The sequence below is a fragment of the Pseudomonas sihuiensis genome (assembly GCF_900106015.1).
Taxonomy (GTDB): domain Bacteria; phylum Pseudomonadota; class Gammaproteobacteria; order Pseudomonadales; family Pseudomonadaceae; genus Aquipseudomonas; species Aquipseudomonas sihuiensis.
Genome location: NZ_LT629797.1, coordinates 2,861,458 through 2,882,330 on the forward strand (window position 1 = coordinate 2,861,458; position 20,873 = coordinate 2,882,330).

Sequence of the window (20,873 nt, forward strand, 5' to 3'; positions counted from 1 at the left end):
GCAAAAACAAGCGAAAAAGCGGAGTTTACGAGCTGTAAATGAGCATTTTGAGCTTGTTTTTAACGCAGTGATGACAACGTAGATAGTTTTTAGAGGTGCTCTTCATTTGCCTTGCGGAGATCCCCCCATGCTGACCAATGCTCAACGCGACCTGATCAAAGCCACCGTGCCCCTGCTGGAAAGCGGCGGCGAGGCGCTGACCACGTACTTCTATCGGATGATGCTCAGCGAACACCCAGAGGTACGCCCGCTGTTCAACCAGGCCCACCAGGCCAGCGGCGACCAGCCACGTGCCCTGGCGGGCGGCGTGCTGATGTACGCCCGCCATATCGACCGTCTCGAAGCCCTCGGCCCGCTGGTGCGTCAGGTGGTGAACAAACACGTGGCCCTGCAGATTCTCCCCGAGCACTACCCCATCGTTGGCGGCTGCCTGCTGCGCGCGATCCGCGAGGTGCTGGGTGCCGAGATCGCCACCGATGCCGTGATCGATGCCTGGGCCGTGGCTTACCAGCAACTGGCCGATATTTTCATCGGCGCCGAAGAGCAGCTCTATACCGAGAATGCAGCGGCGCCGGGCGGCTGGCGCGGCGCACGCAGCTTCCGCGTGGCGCGCAAGGTGGTAGAGAGCGCCGAGATCACCTCCTTCCACCTGGTGCCGGTCGACGGCGGCGCCCTGCTCGACCATCAACCCGGCCAGTACATCGGCATGCGCCTGCTGCTGGATGGCGAAGAAGTGCGCCGTAACTACTCGCTGTCGGCTCTGGCCAACGGTCGCGAATACCGCATCAGCGTCAAGCGCGAGGTCGGCGGTCGTGTCTCCAATCATCTGCACGATAAGGTTCAGGTCGGCGACGAACTCGAACTGTTCCCACCGTCTGGCGAGTTCACCCTGAGCGCCTCGGACAAACCGCTGGCCCTGATCAGTGCCGGCGTCGGCATCACCCCGGCGCTGGCCATGCTCGACGCGGCGCGGCACAGCGGCCGTCCCATCCACTTCATCCACTGCGCGCGCAATGCCGAGGTGCATGCTTTCCGCGACTGGGTCGATGCCCATGCCGCCGAGCATCCGCAGATTCGCCACTACGTCTGCTACAGCGAACCGCGCGAGGGTGACAGGGCCGACGCCAGCGGTTTTCTGAGCCGCGATCTGCTGGAGCAATGGCTGCCGGCCGAGCGCGATCTGGACGCCTACTTCCTCGGCCCGAAACCCTTCATGGCGCAGGTCAAGCGTCATCTGCAGGCGCTGGGCGTTCCCGCCGAGCAAAGCCGCTACGAATTCTTCGGCCCGGCTTCGGCACTGGATAGCTGATCAATCAGGAGGTAAACCATGTATCCGCTCAATCTTCCACCTGTGCAGATTCTTCATCTGTCCAGCCAACTGCTCTGGAGCGGCCTGATTCTGCTGCTCGTCGGACTGGTCGCGGCCTACGGCCTGGAGAAGCACCTGAATGTACCGACACTGGTATTGGCCCACAGCCTGACACTGATCGGTCCGAGCGTACTGAAGATCGGCTACGTGCTGCGTCTGATCGCACAGGAGCGCCTGAACGACAGGGCATGTGCTCATGCAGTTGCTTGATCGCCAGCAGGCCCTGGCCATTGCGCCGCTCTGGCGCCTTGGCTTTCGGCCGTTCTTCCTCGCTGGCGCCCTGTTCGCCCTGCTCGCCGTCGCCCTCTGGGCGGCGGCGCTGCACGGCCTGACAAACCCTGCGGTGCCCGGCGGCATGCTGGCCTGGCATCGCCATGAAATGCCCTTCGGCTTCGGCCTGGCGATCATCGCCGGCTTCCTGCTCACGGCTGTACAGAACTGGACGGGCCGCCCCGGCCTCAGCGGGCGGCCGTTGATCGCGCTGTTCGGCTTGTGGCTGACGGCGCGTCTGGCCTGGTTCGCACCCGTACCGCTGCACCTGCTGATCGCCGTGCAACTGGCCTTTATCGGTCTGCTCATCACGCAGATGGCGCGCCAGCTGATCGCAGCGAGGCAGCGTAACAACTACCCGATCCTGCTGGTCCTGAGCCTGCTCGCACTATGCCAGTCACTCACTCTCGCCGGCCTGGCAATGGGTGACGACGACCTGCAACGCCGGGGAGCGCTGGCCGCCCTGTGGCTGATTGCGGTAATGCTGAGCCTGATCGGTGGCCGCGTGATCCCCTTCTTCACTCAGCGCGGCCTGGGGCGGGCCGAGGCCTTCGCCGCCCATCCCTGGCTGGACCGTCTGCTGCTGGCCTGCGGCGTGCTGGTCGCGGCGCTGTTCGCCAGCGGGCACAACCTGCAGGCCCGCCCATGGCTGGCCGCACCGTTCATCCTGCTGAGCGCGCTGCACGGCCTGCGCCTGTGGCGCTGGTACCTGCCAGGCATCTGGCGCGTGCCGCTGCTGTGGTCGTTGCATCTGGCCTACGCCTGGCTTTTGCTGGCCACACTCGGCATGGCCGCCTGGCACCTGGGCTGGCTGGCGCAACCCAGCCTGGCCAGCCACGCGCTGGGGGTGGGTGCGATGGGCGGGCTGATCCTGGCGATGATGGCGCGGGTCAGCCTCGGCCACACCGGCCGCGCGCTGCAACCGCCAAAAGCAATGCGCTGGGCCTTCGGCCTGCTCAATCTGGGCGCGCTGATTCGGGTCACATGCGGTGGCGGGTGGCTATGGTTGGCAGCGCTTTGCTGGGGCGTGGCCTTCGCCCTGTTCGCCTGGCATTACGCGCCGATGCTGTGTCGGGCGCGGGTGGATGGGCATCCGGGGTGAAATGCCTGGTGCGATCAAACGGCTAGACCGTAGCCTGGATGCAATCCGGGGCAACGATTTCCCGGATTGCATCCGGGCTACGTTTTTAAAGCAATGACATCAATCGACCAGCGTGCAGGCCATCACCAACGCGTCTTCGCGTCCGCCGACTGCCGGGTAGTAATCGCGACGGCGTCCCACTTCATTGAAGCCGAAACGCTCGTACAGTCGGTAGGCACTCTGATTACTGGCGCGCACTTCGAGGAAGCATTCGCGCCCACCCAGTTCAAAGGCCTCTTTCATCAAGTGCTCGAGCAGACGCAAACCGAGGCCGCGGCCCTGGCTTTCCGGCTTGACGGTGATATTGAGCAGGTGCGCTTCGTCGAGGATCAGGTTGATCACACCGTGACCGACCTGCTGATTGCCCTCGAACATCAGCCAGCAGTTATAGGACTTGAGGCTGTCGGTGAAGATGCCGCGCGTCCAGGGGTGGCTGAAGGCGGCGTATTCGATTTTCAGCACGGCATCGAGATCCGCCTCGGTCATCGGGCGGAAGGAAATCGCATCGCTCATTAAGGGAAACTCGGGCGCAAAGACGGGGGTTCTCAGGAATGTGCAGGCGTCAGCCAGCGCTGGCGAACGCGCCGCATGGCCTGCCAGAGTTCGCGCTTGCGCGCTGGTTCTTCCATCAGCAGCTCCAGCCCCGGCAGCGCCCAGCAAGCGCCAAGACCTTCGACCTGCAGTTCGCAGTTGTAGCTGTGCTCGTCGCCTTCGCCGGCAAAGCGAATGGCCGGCAGACCAACCAGCCACAGACAGGTGCTCGGCTGTTCTTCGAGGCGCGCAGCGACGAAGCTCTGCACGAACTCCAGCGCCGCTTGCGGGCCCTGATCCATATTGCCGCGCACCAGCAGCGGCCAGCGCACTGGCTCACCGAGCAGTTGCGGGCTATCCGGCAAGCCGGCGGCGCGCAGCAGATCCTTGAGCAGGATGTAGGCTGGATCGCGGCTCTGGAATGGCTGGCCGGTGGGCAGCTCCACCAACAGGGCGCAATCGCCGGCTCGCAGCAACTGCAGGGAAAAACGCGGCGGCGGAGCACTGACCCGAGCCGGCTTTTCCTCGACAGGTTCCGGCTCCGCCACCGGTTCGACAGCCGCCTGGCGCGGCTGGGCGCCCGGGCGCGGAATCTCGATCTTCGGCCGCTCGACCGGCGCTTCACGCACGGCAGCCGGAGTGACGGCAACAGGCTCTGGCACAGGCTCGAACGCTTCCTCCTGCTGCGGCTCAAGCAGCTCCAGACGCGACGCTGCCGCGAAGGGCAGTTCGGTACGCGGCAGCCAAGTGGCCACCTGCATGGCGTCGAGGTAGGCGCGACGGCGCTGTTCGGGAATCACAGGCGCTCCAGAGAGAGGATTTTCAACAGGGGCGGATTGTCGCGTGAAATGGCCGGAGCGGGAAGCGTCGCAACGAGATTGCGGGCAAACAAAGCGTCCAAAAAACAAAAACCCCGCAGCTTGCGCAGCGGGGCTTTCGGGGTTCACCTGGGCTTACTGATCCCAGGGACGATCGCCATTCTCATCCTTGATGCGCGTCGGCAGGCCCATTACGTCCAGCAGCTTGAGGAACGGCTCGGCCGGCAGCTCTTCGACGTTGACCATGCGCTGCGCATCCCACTCGCCACGCGCGACCAGCAGCGCGGCGGCGACTGGCGGCACGCCGGCGGTGTAGGAAATACCCTGACTGTCGGTCTCGGCGAAGGCTTCTTCGTGGTCGGCCACGTTGTAGATGAACAGTTCACGCGGCTGGCCGTCCTTGGTGCCCTTGACCAGGTCGCCGATGCAGGTCTTGCCGGTATAGCCCGGCGCCAACGAGGCGGGATCGGGCAGCACGGCCTTAACCACTTTCAGCGGTACCACCTCAAGGCCTTCGGCGGTCTTGACCGGCTTCTCGGAGAGCAGGCCAAGGTTCTTCAGCACGGTGAACACGTTGATGTAGTGATCGCCGAAGCTCATCCAGAAGCGCACGTTCGGCACGTTGAGGTGCTTGGACAGCGAGTGCACCTCGTCATGGCCGGTCAGGTACAGGTTCTGCACGCCCACCACCGGCAGATCGTCGGTGCGTTTGACTTCGAACATGCTGTTGCTGGTCCACTGACTGTTCTGCCAGCTGTAGACCGTGCCGGTGAATTCGCGGAAATTGATTTCCGGGTCGAAATTGGTGGCGAAGTACTTGCCGTGCGAACCGGCGTTGACGTCGAGGATGTCGATCGACTCGATCTTGTCGAAGTACTGTTGTTGCGCCAGAGCGGCATAGGAGTTGACCACACCCGGGTCGAAGCCGACGCCGAGGATGGCGGTCACGCCTTTTTCCTGGCATTCGGCCAGGTGCTTCCACTCGTAGTTGCCGTACCATGGCGGGGTTTCGCAGATCTTGCTCGGATCTTCATGGATGGCGGTGTCCAGATAGGCGACGCCGGTGTCGATACAGGCGCGCAGCACGGACATGTTGAGAAACGCCGAACCGACGTTGATGACGATCTGCGATTCGGTTTCGCGGATCAGTGCCTTGGTCGCTTCCACGTCCAGGGCGTTCAGCGCATAGGCCTTGATCTCGCCGGGCTGCTTGAGACCGCCCTTTGCCTGCACGCTGTCGATGATGGCCTGGCATTTGGAGATGTTGCGCGACGCAATTGCAATGCGACCTAACTCGTCATTGTGTTGCGCGCACTTATGGGCCACCACCTTGGCAACACCTCCTGCACCAATGATCAGAACATTCTTCTTCAATTGTTTCACCTCCAGGGAACTGCGTTGTTTAAAACGTTTGATGAGGTGGGCTGAAGCGGATCGCCGCCCGGCCCACCCTACGGCTCAAGGCTCGGTGTAGGGTGGGCTTCAGCCCACCATCAACGGTGTCACGACAGACTGGACAGGTAGTCGTCGAAGCCAAACTGGCGCGCCACCTCGACGCTACCGTCGAGTTGTTTCACCACGATGGACGGCATTTTCAGGCCGTTGAACCAGTTCTTCTTGACCATGGTGTAACCGGCCGCGTCGATGAACGACAGGCGATCACCGATCTGCAGCGGTTTGTCGAACTGGTACTCGCCGAAGATGTCGCCGGCCAAACAGGATTTGCCGCACACCATGTAAGTGTGTTCGCCGTCGTTCGGCGCCATCTTGGCGTTGAGGCGGTAGATCAGCAGGTCGAGCATGTGCGCTTCGATCGAGCTGTCGACTACGGCCAAGTTCTTGCCGTTGTACAGGGTGTCGAGCACGGTGACTTCCAGTGAGGCGCTGAGGGTGATCGCCGCTTCGCCCGGCTCCAGATACACCTGCACGCCGTATTTTTCGGAGAAAGCTTTCAGGCGCGCACAGAAGGCATCGATCGGATAGCCCTCGCCAGTGAAGTGGATGCCGCCGCCGAGACTGACCCACTCGACCTGGGCTATCAGGTGGCCGAAACGCTCCTCGATGGTGGTCAGCATCTTGTCGAACAGCTCGAAGCTGCCGTTCTCGCAGTTGTTGTGGAACATGAAGCCGGAAATCTGCCCCATGACCTGCTCGATCTTCGCAGGGTCCCACTCGCCCAGGCGGCTGAACGGACGCGCCGGGTCGGCCAGCAGATAGTCGGAGCTGCTCACCTGCGGGTTGACGCGCAGGCCGCGGATGGTGCCCTCGGTACGCGCGGCAAAGCGCTCGAGCTGACCGATGGAGTTGAAGATGATCTTGTCGCAGTTGGCGACCATCTCTTCGATCTCGTCGTCGGCCCAGGCCACGCTGTAGGCGTGGGTTTCGCCGGCGAACTTCTGTCGGCCCAGCTTCAACTCATAGAGGGACGATGAGGTCGTGCCGTCCATATATTGCTGCATCAGGTCGAACACCGACCAGGTGGCGAAGCATTTCAGCGCCAGCAGCGCCTTGGCACCGGAGTTCTCGCGCACATAGGCGATCTTCTCCAGGTTGACCAGAAGCTTTTGTTTGTCGATGAGGTAGTACGGCGTCTGGATCATCTCGTCGCCCCAGCAAGGTCGGCCAGTGGAGGGGTTTCAGCCCCCCAGAAAAAAGTGGACGCGAATTGTGCCGATAACCGACGCATATCGAAAGGGCATTGGGGATTTTTTGTACAACCGGTGATGACCGGAGTCTGCCTTGACTGAGCGGAGACCCTACGGCCGAGCGGTTACAGTGATATGACCGGGCAAGGCTTATCCATCACCCGCGCCCCGAGGCGCACAGGGCTGGTGCGGGTCACATTGCCGCGATATCCGACGCGCTCAATGCTGACGAAACAGGCTCAGCAGGTGCTCGGCGATGGCGCCGCGAATGGTGTCGATGCTCAAGCGCGAGCAGTGAGCTAGCTTGGCGGGGTTGATACGGTGCAGGTGCAGCGATGGCATCCGCGCCTCGTACTCACGCAGATCGCCTTTCACCAGCACGGGCAGAAAATGTTCGCCGCGCGCCCGATAGCGCTCGATCAGCAAACGCAAGCCGGCCTGGAATGGTAATTCACGCGAGGCAATCAGACGCGACTCACCCGGTACCTTCATATATAGGCCGTCGAACCCCACCGTTTCACCTGGCAGGATGTGCACACCGGTGGGCTCCACCGCATCGGCGGGAATATCGTGAAAGGTGTCATGCCAGGCCATCTCGTCCGGCAGGATGGTGATACCGCCCTGCTCGTCCTGCGGCACCACGAAGCTGTAGTTGCTGTAGAGCTTCTCGACATAGCTGGAGTAGATGCACAGGCGGTTTTCGAACCGCCGTAGAAACGCGATGGCCTGAGCACGATCGGTAATCGCGTGCAGCTCCCAGTTCAGATCGCGCTGGTGCTGCAGCTCATGCCAACGGGCATCGACATTCAGGGCAAGGGCAGACATCAGGGACTCCAAAAGGCTATGTCTGAGTTAACTGTTGCATATCCCTATACCCCAACGCCTCTTTCAAGCAAATCAATGGGTTGAGCTGTGTTTTGTAGCGCTCAAGCAGGCGGCGCCAGCCCAGATAGTTCGTTAGGTACTTGGTGGCCACACCATGAAAAGGAATCATCCAGCTCTTGAGTCGGCTGTCGTAGGCATTCACGTTCTGGATGTGGAAAGCACCATCAACCCGTCGATTCTGGCTCGGGTTAATCGGTCGGTGAGTGATGCCTTCAACCTTGGCGAAATGGGCGTAGACACTTGCGCTGTCAGTACAGAGAATCGCATCCGCGTCTATCAGCGGGCGTAGCCGCTCCCCTATGTGCTGTGCATCCAGCTTTTCCAACTTGAAGTCTGCCTGCTGACCACTGCGATCTCTTACCACCAGCACAGGAATTTGCTCGGCAGACAGTCCGCGTCGTTTGGCGCTGCCACCGCGCCGACGAGGCGGTCGAGGCAGTTCGCGTTGCCCTTTGAAGGACTCCAGGAAGAAGGTTTCATCTGCTTCAACAATGCCTGACGCGTGCTGGGCCTGGTGATCGGCAATCCGAGAAAGAAACCTATGTCGCCACAGGAAAGCTGTGTTTTTGCTGACGCCACAATGAACGGCGGCCTTGCGCACGCTCAGGCTCTGGGTCAGTGCGTCCGCATAGTCTTGCCAGAGATGGCGCTTTCTCAGTCGCGCCATTGGGGTGCCCGTCAGGGCATTGCTGGTTTTGCCGCAAACCTTACAGCGGTATCGCGGCAAGTCACCACTGGAACCCCAGGGGCGCAGTTCCCGCGATTGACAATGCGGGCAATGGCTTGGGGCCTTGATTGCGTCCTGCGAGTGCCTGGCAGCTGGCAAGAGCTTGGATCTCAACTGGTCGCGTTGCTCTGGGTTGAGGCTGGAAAGCTGTGCCATCCACCGCGAAAACTGAACCGCTTTCATGATAGATCCCTCATGCTGGGAAAGATCACGATTCAGTTTAGACCACTGCAACAGATAACTCAGACAGAGCCCTCCAAAAACCGGTTCGCTGTTGCCACGGCAGAAAGTGTGCCACCTCTCCAACCCAGGTTTTCCCGGCTTTTCAGGCACTTGCCAGGGTTTCCTGCGCACAGCCCGTCCCAATGTGCCGAATCGCGTCACCTGCCTCTGATCGATTCGGACTCAAACCCGGCATCCACCTTGCAGTACAATCGTCGCTTTTAACCTGCCTGGAACCGGCGCCTCGATGATCGATCCCAAGCGCGTATTGCGCGCCCTCGCCGAACACTGGACGTTGCTCGAACCGCTCTGCGAGCGCTTCGACGCCGGCACCCTGAGCCTGGTCGAGCTGCGTGGCCAGCTCGCCGCGCAACTGCCCGACGCCACGCCCAGCGACACCACTGCCCTGCTCGACACTTGGATTCGCCTGGACATCCTGGTGCCAGTGGCCAAGAGCCCCAACCGTTTCGAGCTCAACGCGCAGATCCACGATTTTCTCGCCTACCTGCGCCGCGAGCACCGCCTCGGCCTGTGCCTGGAGATCGAAGCCTACCTGCGCCACCTGGAGCGCCTGGCCGGCTATATCCAGGACGCCTTCGAAGTGCGCGATGCCAACGACCTGGCGCGCCAGCTGCGTCTGCTCGACATGCGCGTGCGCGACGTGCTGAAGAAGCTGGCCAACGACGAACAGGCGCTGGTCAGCGTGGCCGACCGCGCCAAAACCAGCGACCGGCAGATTCCACTGCGCCAGCGCTACGCCGAGGTGCTGGCCACCTGGGACGAATACGTCGAACCGATGATCCAGCTGGTCGCCGCCGACGGCGCCTTCGAGCAGGGCGTACGCCGCGTCGAACAGGTGCTGCTGCGCCTGCTCGGCGATCAGCAGCGCCTCGGCCAACTGGTCGACGATGACCTGCTGCTGCGCACCCACGCGCGCATCCTGGAGATGCAGACCACCGCCCAACTGACGCTGCGCAAGGCCCGCGAACTGCTGCTGCCGCTGCGCGAAGAAGCGCGTCGGCACAACGCAGTGACCCGCGGCGCCGCACTGGCGCTGTCGGTGATCCGCAAGAAGGGCATCGACGCCGTGCCGCAAGCGGCCATGCCGCTGTTCACCCGGCCGCAGAGCAACTTCCTCGGTTCGGCCAGCCAGGTCGAGGCCTACGTTTACGCCCTGGCACGCTTCGAGGCCAAGCCGGCGCACTTCCCCAAGGCCAGCGGCAGCCGCAAGGGCGGCGCGCCCAAGGCGCCGAAGACCGCGCGGGAAATGATCGAACGCTGCGAACAGGCCCTGCCACTGCCGGATCTGATGGCCTGGCTGCTGGAGCAGGAGCCGGAAGGTGCCACCGACGAGTTGCTCTACTGGTTCTCGCGCCTGTCGCGCGAGTCGCGTTTCCAGCGTGAACGCCTGGAGCGCCGCCAGTACCTGACCCGCGAGCACGAGGTCAGCCTCGCCTCCTTCGCCCTGGTAGGCCAGCCCAATGGCTGAGCTACCCGTAGGGTGCGCTGTGCGCACCGCAACCGACGACCTGGTGCGCACAGCGCACCCTACGACTGCCCGTGAGCATTGCGTATGAACATCGATCTGAAAGAAATGACCCAGCTCGCGGCCGCCTTCCGCGACCTGTTCAAGGGCTACCACATCTCCCGCAGCGAGCCGGAGTGCTACGCCCAGCTGTCCAGCATGCAGGACCAGTACCGCGCGCTGTTCCGCGCCCTCGGCTTCGAGCTGGTGTGCGACCCGCGCGGCTTCTACTACTTCGTCCCCGAGCAGGTCGCCCCACAGGTGAACAAGACCGCCCAACGCCTGGCGCTGTTCACCTTCATCCTGGTCGAGCATCTGGCCGACCAGGGCCGCGACCCGCTCTCCGTACTCGACGGCGGCAGCATCGGCCGTGACGAGCTGCCAGCGCTGCTGGAGAAATACCGCGACCTGTTCCTGCAGGCCGAAGTCACCACCTTCGAAGAGCTGGAAGACAAGATCATCCGCCGCCTCACCCAGCTCGGCTTCGCCGAGGACAGCAACGGCGTGTACCGCTTCCTGCCGCCGATGCACCGTTTCCTCGACGTCTGCCTGTCGGTGCAGCACGACCGCGACCTGGCCGCCAGCCTGCACAGCAGCGACCTGCCGCTGCCGGCGCCGGTACTGCTGGACGATGACGGCGACGCCGACGCCGACGCCGACGCGACCGCTGTCATCGATATCGAAGAATCCGAGGAAGACGCCTTGGCCCGCGCCATGGCCGAAGAACGCGCCGCACAGGAGATGGACGCATGAGCCAGGAACGCTACGGCATCCGCCGCTTCGCCCTGCTGAACACCGCCGGCTACAGCCTCGGCCTGTTCCCGCTGGAAAACCCGCTGTCGGTCTACGGCGCCAACAACCTGGGTAAATCCGCCTCGATCAACGCCCTGCAGTTCCCCATCCTGGCGCGCATGTCGGACATGAGCTTCGGCAAGTACAGCCTGGAAGCCTCGCGCAAGTTCTACTTCGCCAGCGACACCAGCTACATCCTCGTCGAAGTCGCCCTGCCCCACGGCCCGCACGTGATCGGCGTGGCTGGTCGCGGCCCAGGTGGCGGTTTCGGCCACCAGTTCTTCGCCTACGCCGGAGAGCTGGATCTGGAGCACTACCAGAGCAACGGCACCTGCCTGCGTCAGCGCGAACTGTTCAAGAACCTCGGCCAGGCCGGCATCACCGCCTACGAACTGAAACCCGACGAACTGCGTCGCCTGCTGGTCGGCGGGCACACCAGTATCCCGCTGGATCTGACCCTGATCCCGCTGCGCTCGACCAGCGAGCAGAGCCTGAAGACCTTCCGCGCGCTGTTCATCAACCTGCTGCACATGCGTGAGATCACCGCCGCCAAGCTCAAGCAGCTGTTCCTCGACGCCTTCGAGCACAGCCTGCGCTCCGGCAGCGTCGACTACATCGCGGCCACCGAAGAGGCCTTCCGCGATGTGCGCCGCATGGAGCAGGACTACCAGGCCCTGGTGACTGCCGGCCCGCAGATCGAGGCACTGGCGGCCGGCGTTGGTCAGCGCGAACTGCTGCGCGGCAAGTTGCATCGTCTCTCGCCGCTGCTCGACAACCTGCTCGGCACCTGGCACGACTACGCCGATGCACGCAAGGAAGAGCTGGTGATCCAGGCCGAGCACTATCGCAACGAGCAGGACGGCCTGCAGAACGAACAGCGCGGCGGCACCACCGAGCTGATGCGCCTGGAGCGTGAGATCAGCGAAATCCAGCGCTGGCTTGGCGAGCTGTCCGTACTGAAGAACCGCTTCGCCCTGGTGGAAAACGCCAAGGTGCTGGAAGAGCAACTGCTCGCCGCCAAGGACGCCCACGACGAACTGGCCGGCGCCCTGGCGCAGTCGCGGCAGTTCTCCAGCGAAGACCTGGACGAGCGCCTGCGCGATCTGGAAAAACGCCTCAAGTCGGTCAAGCAGCAACTCGACCACGCCGACAACAACAGCTACTCGCGCCTGCGCGAGGAATTCAGCCAGGCCGATGTCGATCGCCTGATGCGCCTGTTCAACGGCCAGCTGTTCAGCCTGCCGCTGGGTGAAAAAGGCATCCAGGCCGAGGGCGACGATTGGGTCAAGGCGGTCGAAGCGGTGCTGGATCGCTTCAAGGGCGACACCTTCGCCGTGCCGGGCCTGTCCATCGACCTCAGTCATATCGAGCCGCCGGCGCTGCAGGCACTGGCCGACCGCGCCGCCCTGCGCGACCAGAAGGATCGCCTGGAGCGCGAACTCAAGCAGCTCAAGACCCAGCAATCGGTCGCCGCCGACCGCGCCGCCAGCAAGGCCCAGGCTGAAACCCTGTACCAGGCCGTGCTGGACGCGCAGAAGGCCCTGGAAGACTTCCGCAAGAGCCAGACCCTGACTGCCGAAGAGCCGCAGAAGCTGGAGCGCCTGGCCGAACTGGAAGGCGCCCAGGACGAACTCAAGCGTGCCAGCGATGCCTTCGCCGAGCGCGTGCAGCAACTCTCGGCCAAGCTGCAACTGGTCGGCCGCCAACTGGCCGATCTGGAAGCCAAGGAGCGCACCCTGGAAGACGCCCTGCGTCGTCGCCAGCTGCTGCCAGCCGATCTGCCCTTCGGCACGCCGTTCATGGAGCCGGTGGACGACTCGCTGGACAACCTGCTGCCGCTGCTCAACGACTACCAGGACACCTGGCAGGCGCTGCAGCGCATCGACGGCCAGATCGAAGCACTCTATGCCCAGGTACGCCTGAAGGGCGTGGCCAAGTTCGACAGCGAGGACGATGTCGAGCGCCGCCTGCAACTGCTGGTCAACGCCTACGCCCACCGTCAGGACGAAGCCCTGACCCTGGCCAAGGCGCGCCGTGCGGCGGTCACCGATATCGCCCGCACCTTGCGCAATATCCGCAGCGACTACGACAACCTCGAGCACCAGCTGGCGCTGTTCAACCGCGAGATCAACAAGCGCCAGGTGTCCAACCTGCAAAGCTTCCGTATCGTCCTGGCGCCTAACAAGGAAGCGCTGCGCCATATCGATCAGATCATTCACAGCGCCGGCCAGTACGAGGAAGGCGAGACCCTGTCGGTGTTCGACCTGTCGCAGTCGGCCGATCAGGACGCCAAAAACGAGGAAGCCAAGGACTACCTGTCGCGCCTGGTGGCTGCCAACGGCAACCAGTTGGGCCTGAAGGATCTGTTCGAACTGGCCTTCGAGATCACCAAGGTGCATGGCCAGCCGATCATCCACACCGACATCGATGGCGCCGCCTCCAACGGCACCACCATGACCATCAAGGCGCTGACCAACATGTACCTGTTGCTGCACCTGATGGATCGCGAGCAGGCCGGGCGCGTGCGCCTGCCCTACTACCTCGACGAGGCGGCGGACATCGACGAGCGTAACCAGCAGGCACTGATCGAAACCAGCCTGCAGCTCGGCTTCGTGCCGATCCTGGCATCGGTAAAGCCGCAGGTCTCGGCCCACGTGGCCATCGACCTGGAAGGCGGCAGCGGCCCCAACGGCATCTATATCGACGAGGCGGACTGGAAGTTCATCAAACCGCGCGAGAGTGCCAAGGCCCAGGCACCTCAGCAGGAAGAGGCGGTCGAGCCGGCTTGAAGCTCAAGCCCCTCCCAAGGTCCACACGACCGTAGGAGCGGCTTCGGCCGCGAGCTTTTATCAACCCAAAGTGAAAGGGCCGCTCAATGCGGCCCCTTTCATTTCTGTGGTTTGCTCACTGCTCCAGCACGATCTTCGGGGCCCACTGCATCCACACATCCTGCGGCTCGTCGAACAGTGCAAAGGTCTGCCCCGGCTGCGCCGGCCCACCCATCTCAGGGTTGTTCGGCGTGGCGAAGGCGATGCCGCCTTCGAGCAACGCCTCCAGCGATTCGGTCCGCACCTTCACGCCCTTGAACAGCCCGGCATCCACTCCGATGCCACTGGCATTCCAGAAGCGGCTGCCCGAACGCACCAGCGGCGCATAACGCGGTTCGATCAGCACATGGATCAATACGCGATCCGAGGTCGGCCCCAGCTCGAAATCCACCACCTTGCCCACCGGCACCTCGCGGTAGCTGACGATCACACCCGGCTTGATCGAGCCTCGCCGCGGCGCGCTCAGCACCAGGCGCAAGCCTTGCTCACGCACGGCCTGATTCGGCGCAGCAGCCAGGGCGACGAACTCGGTACGTCGCGCTCCTTTCTGCGCAGCCGGTTGTACCTCCAGATACTGACCGCTGACCAGCGTGCCGAGATTCGCGGCACGGATCAGGCTAAGTTCCGGCTTCACCACCCAGAAGCGCGTCCCCTCACGGGCGATCTGCTCGGCTGCCTGACTGATACGCACGTTGAGGATCACCGCTTGCAGGTCAGCGGTCAGGCTGAGGCTCTCGACCTTGCCAACCTCCAGCCCCTTGTAGCGCACCAGGGTGCCTGGTTGCAGACCGTCACCATCAGCCAGCCGAATGGTGATCTGCTGCCCTAGCTGCAAGGCGCTTTCGCGGTCCGCATGCAAGGCGAAACGCTGCACCTGGCGATCCGACCTGGCGGCTTGCAGATCAAGCGTCTCGAAAGCAATGCCGCCCGCCAGCAGGGTCTGCAACGACTCGCTCTTCACCTCTACACCGGACAATCCACCCCTTAGGGTGATGCCACTGGCATTCCAGAAACGTGTGGACGTATTGATCAGGTGTACGTAGTCAGGCTCGATATGCACCCCGAGCACGACCTGGCTATTGTCGCGGCCAAGCTGGAAACTCTGTACCGAGCCCACCTTGATCTGCTTGTAAAGCACCGGACTGCCGACTTCGATAGAGCCGAGCTGATCGGTGAACAGCACCAGATGCAGTCCTGGCGCACCGAGATCCAAAGGCGGCGCCTTGCTCCGCGCGACGAAGTTGCGCGCCGGCGGATTGCCCTTCTCACCTGGACGCACGGCAATGTAGTTACCTTTGACCAACGCCTCGAGGCCAGTGATACCGGCCAGCGAAATGGAGGGTTTGACCACCCAGAAGTCCGAGCCCTCCACCAGATACTCTTCGGCCAGTGGATTGATGGTCAGCTCGGCCGTGGCGCTATTGAGGTCGCGGTCGACCTTCATGGCTTTCAGCGAACCGACCTGAATGCCCTTGTACATGACCGGCGTTCGACCTTCCTGCAGCCCATCGAAATCGCTGAGTTTCACGACGATCTTGATACCCGCCTGAGCCTCGTCGTAGTCCTCATAGAGACGGAACGGCAGCGCTGGATCAGTGGGCGGGCTGTCCTTGCGATGCTCAGGCGTGGCGAAGGCGATACCGCCAGCGACGATACTGGCTAGCGACTCGCTGCGCAGTTTGAAGCCGGACAGGTCGGCATCGACGCTGATCCCGCTGGCATTCCAGAACCGCGTATGTTTGCGCACCAGATGCGCATAAGCGGGCTCGATGAACACCTTCACCTCTACGGTGCTCTGGTCATCACCCAGGGTGTAACTCTTCACTCGGCCAACCTGGATCTGCCGATAGAAAACCGGGCTGTCGCGGTTGAGCGAGCCGAGCCGCTCAGCTTTCAGCGTGATGTGCAGCCCCGGTACATCGTCACCCATCGGCGGCTCTTGAGCCAAGGCGGTGAAGCTGCGGGTAGATTCGCCCTCACCGGGACTGAAGGTAATGTAGTTACCTGAAACCAGTGTCTCCAGACCGCTGATACCCGCCAGACTGACATTCGGTTTGACCAACCAAAAGCGAGTGCCCTCACGCAGATACTGCTCGAGTTCCTTATTGACCTCCAACTGAGCGACAACACCGCGATTCTTTCCACTTTGATCAAGACTGATGGCCGTTACCTTCCCCACCGCCATACCCTTGTACATCAGTTCGGTCTTGCCGGCCTGAATACCCTCGCCGCTGGCGAATATCAGCTCCACCTGAATGCCGGCTTCGCTGTATGCACGCCACGCCAACCAGCCGCCAATGAGCAGTGCAATAAGAGGCAAAACCCAGATGGCTGACCAGTTCGAAGCAGGACGCGTCTTGGCCAGAGGAAGGTCAGTCATGATCGGTTTCCGTATTATCCCAGATAAGGCGAGGGTCGAAAGTCAATGCGGCAAGCATGGTCAGTATCACCACACTGGCAAAGGCAGCGGCGCCGGCTCCAGCTTCGATGCTGGCCAGGCTGCCAAAATTCACCACTGCCACCAGAATGGCGATGACGAAAATATCGAGCATCGACCAGCGGCCAATCCATTCGATGAAGCGGTACATGAGGATCCGCTGGCGCGCAGACATCGGTTGATGGCGCTGCACGGAATACAACAGCAGAGCAATCCCCACCAACTTGAAGGTTGGCACCAGAATGCTGGCGATAAATACCACCGCCGCAATAGGTAGCATGCCAAAGTTAATGAGCTCCAGTACGCCGCCCATTATGGTCGCTGGCGCACCTTTGCCGAGACTGTTGACGGTCATGATAGGCAGCAGATTAGCTGGGATGTAGAGAATCGCCGACGTCAGCAGCAATGCCCAGGTTCTGATCAGGCTATTGGGCCGCCGGGCATGAATCTGACCACCACAGCGGCTGCAGTACTGGTGCTTGGCATCAACGTCGACCGGATTGAGTTGATGACATTCGTGACAGACCAGCAATCCTGCCTCAATCGCCCGCATGGATATCCTCCCCGGACAAGGCTTCCCAGATCTGATGCGGTGACATGGTCACCTCCAGCCAGACTTGCACCAGCAACAGCGCGATGAAACAGAACAGGCCCAAGCCGAGGCTCAAGTCAGCCAGGTCCATCAGCTTGACCATCGCCACCAGGATGCCCATCAGGTAGACCTCGAGCATTCCCCACTCACGCATGTGATGGTAGATCCGGTAGAGCAACAGACCGTAGCTACGACCGAAATCCATACGAATACTGAGCAGCACCAGCAGTTGGCAAAGCAACTTGAGCAATGGCACCGCCATGCTGCACAGAAACACTACAACAGCGATGCCCTGCATACCGCTTTCATACAACCCGATTACACCGCTCCAGACGGTGTCCTGCGAGGTCTGCCCCAACAGGTTGAGCTGCATGATCGGCAGGAAGTTGGCTGGGACATAGAGCAGCAGAGCCGTCAGTACTAGGGCCAGGCTGCGCCTTACCACGCGATGACGGTGGCTGAACAACTCATAACCACAACGCGGGCACTCGGCGCTCTCACCATCCTGCAGCACCGGCTTGCGCATCAACAGATCGCACTCATGACAGGCGACCAACTGCTCGATCGTCAAGGATGACAAGGAAGGTTCGGACGGCGAGTCAGACATGAAAGTCCCCAGCAGAATTCGCGCATTCTACCCGAGCGGCGCTTTTATTGGTGCGTGCCCCAAGCCTGTAGGAGCGAGCTCTGCTCGCGAAGCTCTGTTTTCCGCGCTGCAAAGAAGAAACCCCAGACCGCTAGGCGATCTGGGGTTTCGTATAGGAGCTTGACGATGACCTACTCTCACATGGTGAAGCACCACACTACCATCGGCGATGCGTCGTTTCACTACTGAGTTCGGGATGGGATCAGGTGGTTCCAACGCTCTATGGTCGTCAAGCAATTCGGTTGGGATCTCGCGATTAGACGCTATCCCTTGGATACGTGATAGATGATTTGTAGTTCTTGCAAATTTTCGGCTTTCTGTCGACTTCACCATCGACACCCTCTGTCTCCGGCCTATGCCTTCGCAGATTGTTTGGGTGTTATATGGTCAAGCCTCACGGGCAATTAGTATGGGTTAGCTCAACGCCTCACAGCGCTTACACACCCCACCTATCAACGTCGTAGTCTTCGACGGCCCTTCAGGGAGCTCAAGGCTCCAGTGAGATCTCATCTTGAGGCAAGTTTCCCGCTTAGATGCTTTCAGCGGTTATCTTTTCCGAACATAGCTACCCGGCAATGCCACTGGCGTGACAACCGGAACACCAGAGGTTCGTCCAACCCGGTCCTCTCGTACTAAGGTCAGCCCCTCTCAAATCTCAAACGTCCACGGCAGATAGGGACCGAACTGTCTCACGACGTTCTAAACCCAGCTCGCGTACCACTTTAAATGGCGAACAGCCATACCCTTGGGACCGGCTTCAGCCCCAGGATGTGATGAGCCGACATCGAGGTGCCAAACACCGCCGTCGATATGAACTCTTGGGCGGTATCAGCCTGTTATCCCCGGAGTACCTTTTATCCGTTGAGCGATGGCCCTTCCATACAGAACCACCGGATCACTAAGACCTACTTTCGTACCTGCTCGACGTGTCTGTCTCGCAGTCAAGCGCGCTTTTGCCTTTATACTCTACGACCGATTTCCGACCGGTCTGAGCGCACCTTCGTACTCCTCCGTTACTCTTTGGGAGGAGACCGCCCCAGTCAAACTACCCACCATACACTGTCCTCGATCCGGATAACGGACCAGAGTTAGAACCTCAAGGTTGCCAGGGTGGTATTTCAAGGTTGGCTCCATGAGAACTGGCGTCCCCACTTCAAAGCCTCCCACCTATCCTACACAAGCAAGCTCAAAGTCCAGTGCAAAGCTATAGTAAAGGTTCACGGGGTCTTTCCGTCTAGCCGCGGATACACTGCATCTTCACAGCGATTTCAATTTCACTGAGTCTCGGGTGGAGACAGCGCCGCCATCGTTACGCCATTCGTGCAGGTCGGAACTTACCCGACAAGGAATTTCGCTACCTTAGGACCGTTATAGTTACGGCCGCCGTTTACCGGGGCTTCGATCAAGAGCTTCGCTTGCGCTAACCCCATCAATTAACCTTCCGGCACCGGGCAGGCGTCACACCCTATACGTCCACTTTCGTGTTTGCAGAGTGCTGTGTTTTTAATAAACAGTCGCAGCGGCCTGGTATCTTCGACCGGCATGGGCTTACGTAGTAAATACTTCACCCTCACCGGCGCACCTTCTCCCGAAGTTACGGTGCCATTTTGCCTAGTTCCTTCACCCGAGTTCTCTCAAGCGCCTTGGTATTCTCTACCTAACCACCTGTGTCGGTTTGGGGTACGGTTCCTAGTTACCTGAAGCTTAGAAGCTTTTCCTGGAAGCATGGCATCAACCACTTCGCATTCTAAAAGAACGCTCGTCATCAGCTCTCGGCCTTGATCTCCCGGATTTACCTAAGAAACCAGCCTACCACCTTAAACACGGACAACCAACGCCGTGCTGGCCTAGCCTTCTCCGTCCCTCCATCGCAGTAACTAGAAGTACGGGAATATTAACCCGTTTCCCATCGACTACGCATTTCTGCCTCGCCTTAGGGGCCGACTAACCCTGCGTCGATTAACGTTGCGCAGGAAACCTTGGTCTTTCGGCGTGCGAGTTTTTCACTCGCATTGTCGTTACTCATGTCAGCATTCGCACTTCTGATACCTCCAGCAAGCTTCTCAACTCACCTTCACAGGCTTACAGAACGCTCCTCTACCGCTCATCCAAAGGATGAACCCGTAGCTTCGGTGTATGGTTTGAGCCCCGTTACATCTTCCGCGCAGGCCGACTCGACTAGTGAGCTATTACGCTTTCTTTAAAGGATGGCTGCTTCTAAGCCAACCTCCTAGCTGTCTAAGCCTTCCCACATCGTTTCCCACTTAACCATAACTTTGGGACCTTAGCTGACGGTCTGGGTTGTTTCCCTTTTCACGACGGACGTTAGCACCCGCCGTGTGTCTCCCGTGCTGACACTTGCTGGTATTCGGAGTTTGCATCGGTTTGGTAAGTCGGGATGACCCCCTAGCCGAAACAGTGCTCTACCCCCAGCAGTGATACACGAGGCGCTACCTAAATAGCTTTCGAGGAGAACCAGCTATCTCCGAGCTTGATTAGCCTTTCACTCCGATCCACAGGTCATCCGCTAACTTTTCAACGGTAGTCGGTTCGGTCCTCCAGTCAGTGTTACCTAACCTTCAACCTGCCCATGGATAGATCGCCCGGTTTCGGGTCTATACCCAGCGACTAAAGCGCCCTATTAAGACTCGCTTTCGCTACGCCTCCCCTATTCGGTTAAGCTCGCCACTGAATATAAGTCGCTGACCCATTATACAAAAGGTACGCAGTCACCCAACTAAGTAGGCTCCCACTGCTTGTACGCATACGGTTTCAGGTTCTATTTCACTCCCCTCTCCGGGGTTCTTTTCGCCTTTCCCTCACGGTACTGGTTCACTATCGGTCAGTCAGTAGTATTTAGCCTTGGAGGATGGTCCCCCCATGTTCAGACAAGGTTTCTCGTGCCCCGTCCTACTCGATTTCATTGATAAGAGCGTTTCGTGTACGGGGCTATCACCCACTACGGCGGCACTTTCCAGAGCCTTCCACTACACTCAAATCAACTTAAGGGCTAGTCCCCGTTCGCTCGCCACTACTTAGGGAATCTCGGTTGATTTCTTTTCCTCAGGGTACTTAGATGTTTCAGTTCCCCTGGTTCGCCTCTTGCACCTATGGATTCAGTACAAGATACCCGGCTTATGCCGGGTGGGTTCCCCCATTCAGAGATCTCTGGATCAAAGTCTGTTTGCCGACTCCCCAAAGCTTTTCGCAGGCTACCACGTCTTTCATCGCCTCTGACTGCCAAGGCATCCACCGTATGCGCTTCTTCACTTGACCATATAACCCCAAGCAATCTGGTTACTGTCTCAATCGTGAAGACGACATTCGCCGAAAATTTGCGTCTTGAGAACTACAAATTTTACCTTGACCAGATCAATTGCCAGTGAAAGCAATTAATCAGTCACTTCTATCACATATCCAAATTTTTAAAGAACGATATTCGTAC

15 protein-coding genes and 2 rRNA genes are annotated in these 20,873 nt (G+C 60.6%); 6 read left to right on the forward strand and 11 right to left on the reverse strand.

Going from position 1 to position 20,873, the window contains the following annotated elements; translation table 11 throughout:
* The first annotated feature begins 127 nt into the window (after window positions 1–127).
* From hmpA to BLT86_RS13490, 3 genes are read left to right on the forward strand one after another with little or no spacing between them, the layout of a single operon-like run.
* On the forward strand, window positions 128–1,309 hold the full coding sequence (gene hmpA, locus BLT86_RS13480; RefSeq protein ID WP_017675272.1) for an NO-inducible flavohemoprotein: 1,182 nt from the start codon (window positions 128–130) through the stop codon (window positions 1,307–1,309).
* 18 nt (window positions 1,310–1,327) lie between these two features.
* On the forward strand, window positions 1,328–1,579 hold the full coding sequence (locus BLT86_RS13485; RefSeq protein ID WP_017675273.1) for a hypothetical protein: 252 nt from the start codon (window positions 1,328–1,330) through the stop codon (window positions 1,577–1,579).
* Window positions 1,566–2,741, forward strand: coding sequence for an NnrS family protein (locus BLT86_RS13490; RefSeq protein WP_017675274.1), 1,176 nt, complete (start codon window positions 1,566–1,568; stop codon window positions 2,739–2,741). Before BLT86_RS13485 ends, BLT86_RS13490 begins: the two co-directional genes overlap by 14 nt.
* Window positions 2,742–2,840: 99 nt before the next feature.
* On the opposite strand, the gene rimI is transcribed toward BLT86_RS13490, so the two are convergent.
* From rimI to BLT86_RS13520, 6 genes are all read right to left on the reverse strand, one after another.
* On the reverse strand, window positions 2,841–3,293 hold the full coding sequence (rimI, locus tag BLT86_RS13495; RefSeq protein WP_017675275.1) for a ribosomal protein S18-alanine N-acetyltransferase: 453 nt from the start codon (window positions 3,291–3,293) through the stop codon (window positions 2,841–2,843).
* 32 nt (window positions 3,294–3,325) lie between these two features.
* Entirely contained in the window at window positions 3,326–4,111 is a 786-nt protein-coding gene (locus BLT86_RS13500; RefSeq protein ID WP_017675276.1) for a hypothetical protein, read from the reverse strand.
* Between the two features lie 153 nt (window positions 4,112–4,264).
* A complete protein-coding gene (locus tag BLT86_RS13505; RefSeq protein WP_017675277.1) occupies window positions 4,265–5,503 on the reverse strand; it encodes a saccharopine dehydrogenase family protein in 1,239 nt (412 codons plus the stop codon).
* A 128-nt stretch (window positions 5,504–5,631) separates the two neighbouring features.
* On the reverse strand, window positions 5,632–6,729 hold the full coding sequence (locus tag BLT86_RS13510; RefSeq protein ID WP_017675278.1) for a carboxynorspermidine decarboxylase: 1,098 nt from the start codon (window positions 6,727–6,729) through the stop codon (window positions 5,632–5,634).
* 264 nt (window positions 6,730–6,993) lie between these two features.
* A complete protein-coding gene (locus BLT86_RS13515) occupies window positions 6,994–7,599 on the reverse strand; it encodes a hypothetical protein (protein ID WP_017675279.1) in 606 nt (201 codons plus the stop codon).
* A gap of 16 nt (window positions 7,600–7,615) precedes the next feature.
* Complete coding sequence (locus BLT86_RS13520) at window positions 7,616–8,569, reverse strand: IS1595-like element ISAchd1 family transposase (protein ID WP_045107762.1); 954 nt, start codon at window positions 8,567–8,569, stop codon at window positions 7,616–7,618.
* A 286-nt stretch (window positions 8,570–8,855) separates the two neighbouring features.
* On the opposite strand from BLT86_RS13520, the gene mksB reads away from it, so the two are divergent.
* The 3 genes from mksB (at window position 8,856) to mksF (ending at window position 13,714) form a co-directional block, all read left to right on the forward strand.
* On the forward strand, window positions 8,856–10,097 hold the full coding sequence (gene mksB, locus BLT86_RS13525) for an Mks condensin complex protein MksB (protein ID WP_017675280.1): 1,242 nt from the start codon (window positions 8,856–8,858) through the stop codon (window positions 10,095–10,097).
* 84 nt (window positions 10,098–10,181) lie between these two features.
* The gene (mksE, locus tag BLT86_RS13530) at window positions 10,182–10,886 is read left to right on the forward strand and encodes an Mks condensin complex protein MksE (RefSeq protein ID WP_017675281.1); all 705 of its coding nucleotides are present in this window, start codon (window positions 10,182–10,184) and stop codon (window positions 10,884–10,886) included.
* The gene (mksF, locus tag BLT86_RS13535) at window positions 10,883–13,714 is read left to right on the forward strand and encodes an Mks condensin complex protein MksF (RefSeq protein ID WP_017675282.1); all 2,832 of its coding nucleotides are present in this window, start codon (window positions 10,883–10,885) and stop codon (window positions 13,712–13,714) included. Before mksE ends, mksF begins: the two co-directional genes overlap by 4 nt.
* Window positions 13,715–13,829: 115 nt before the next feature.
* On the opposite strand, the gene BLT86_RS13540 is transcribed toward mksF, so the two are convergent.
* From BLT86_RS13540 to BLT86_RS13560, 5 genes are all read right to left on the reverse strand, one after another.
* Window positions 13,830–16,133 carry a PqiB family protein gene (locus tag BLT86_RS13540; protein ID WP_017675283.1) on the reverse strand — a complete coding sequence of 768 codons (2,304 nt, stop codon included), beginning with the start codon at window positions 16,131–16,133 and terminating at the stop codon, window positions 13,830–13,832.
* Complete coding sequence (locus BLT86_RS13545) at window positions 16,126–16,743, reverse strand: paraquat-inducible protein A (protein WP_021488741.1); 618 nt, start codon at window positions 16,741–16,743, stop codon at window positions 16,126–16,128. The genes BLT86_RS13540 and BLT86_RS13545 overlap by 8 nt, the downstream gene beginning before the upstream one ends.
* Window positions 16,730–17,389, reverse strand: coding sequence for a paraquat-inducible protein A (locus BLT86_RS13550; RefSeq protein WP_026088414.1), 660 nt, complete (start codon window positions 17,387–17,389; stop codon window positions 16,730–16,732). Before BLT86_RS13550 ends, BLT86_RS13545 begins: the two co-directional genes overlap by 14 nt.
* Before the next feature lie 157 nt (window positions 17,390–17,546).
* A 5S ribosomal RNA gene (gene rrf / locus BLT86_RS13555) occupies window positions 17,547–17,662 on the reverse strand.
* 149 nt (window positions 17,663–17,811) lie between these two features.
* A 23S ribosomal RNA gene (locus tag BLT86_RS13560) occupies window positions 17,812–20,704 on the reverse strand.
* Window positions 20,705–20,873: the final 169 nt, after the last annotated feature.

Coding starts and splice junctions, on each gene's coding strand:
- hmpA (WP_017675272.1), top strand. CDS start 128: ATGCTGACCAATGCTCAACGCGACCTGATCAAAGCCACCGTGCCCCTG.
- BLT86_RS13485 (WP_017675273.1), top strand. CDS start 1,328: ATGTATCCGCTCAATCTTCCACCTGTGCAGATTCTTCATCTGTCCAGC.
- BLT86_RS13490 (WP_017675274.1), top strand. CDS start 1,566: ATGCAGTTGCTTGATCGCCAGCAGGCCCTGGCCATTGCGCCGCTCTGG.
- rimI (WP_017675275.1), bottom strand. CDS start 3,293: ATGAGCGATGCGATTTCCTTCCGCCCGATGACCGAGGCGGATCTCGAT.
- BLT86_RS13510 (WP_017675278.1), bottom strand. CDS start 6,729: ATGATCCAGACGCCGTACTACCTCATCGACAAACAAAAGCTTCTGGTC.
- BLT86_RS13515 (WP_017675279.1), bottom strand. CDS start 7,599: ATGTCTGCCCTTGCCCTGAATGTCGATGCCCGTTGGCATGAGCTGCAG.
- BLT86_RS13520 (WP_045107762.1), bottom strand. CDS start 8,569: ATGAAAGCGGTTCAGTTTTCGCGGTGGATGGCACAGCTTTCCAGCCTC.
- mksB (WP_017675280.1), top strand. CDS start 8,856: ATGATCGATCCCAAGCGCGTATTGCGCGCCCTCGCCGAACACTGGACG.
- mksE (WP_017675281.1), top strand. CDS start 10,182: ATGAACATCGATCTGAAAGAAATGACCCAGCTCGCGGCCGCCTTCCGC.
- mksF (WP_017675282.1), top strand. CDS start 10,883: ATGAGCCAGGAACGCTACGGCATCCGCCGCTTCGCCCTGCTGAACACC.
- BLT86_RS13540 (WP_017675283.1), bottom strand. CDS start 16,133: ATGACTGACCTTCCTCTGGCCAAGACGCGTCCTGCTTCGAACTGGTCA.
- BLT86_RS13545 (WP_021488741.1), bottom strand. CDS start 16,743: ATGCGGGCGATTGAGGCAGGATTGCTGGTCTGTCACGAATGTCATCAA.
- BLT86_RS13550 (WP_026088414.1), bottom strand. CDS start 17,389: ATGTCTGACTCGCCGTCCGAACCTTCCTTGTCATCCTTGACGATCGAG.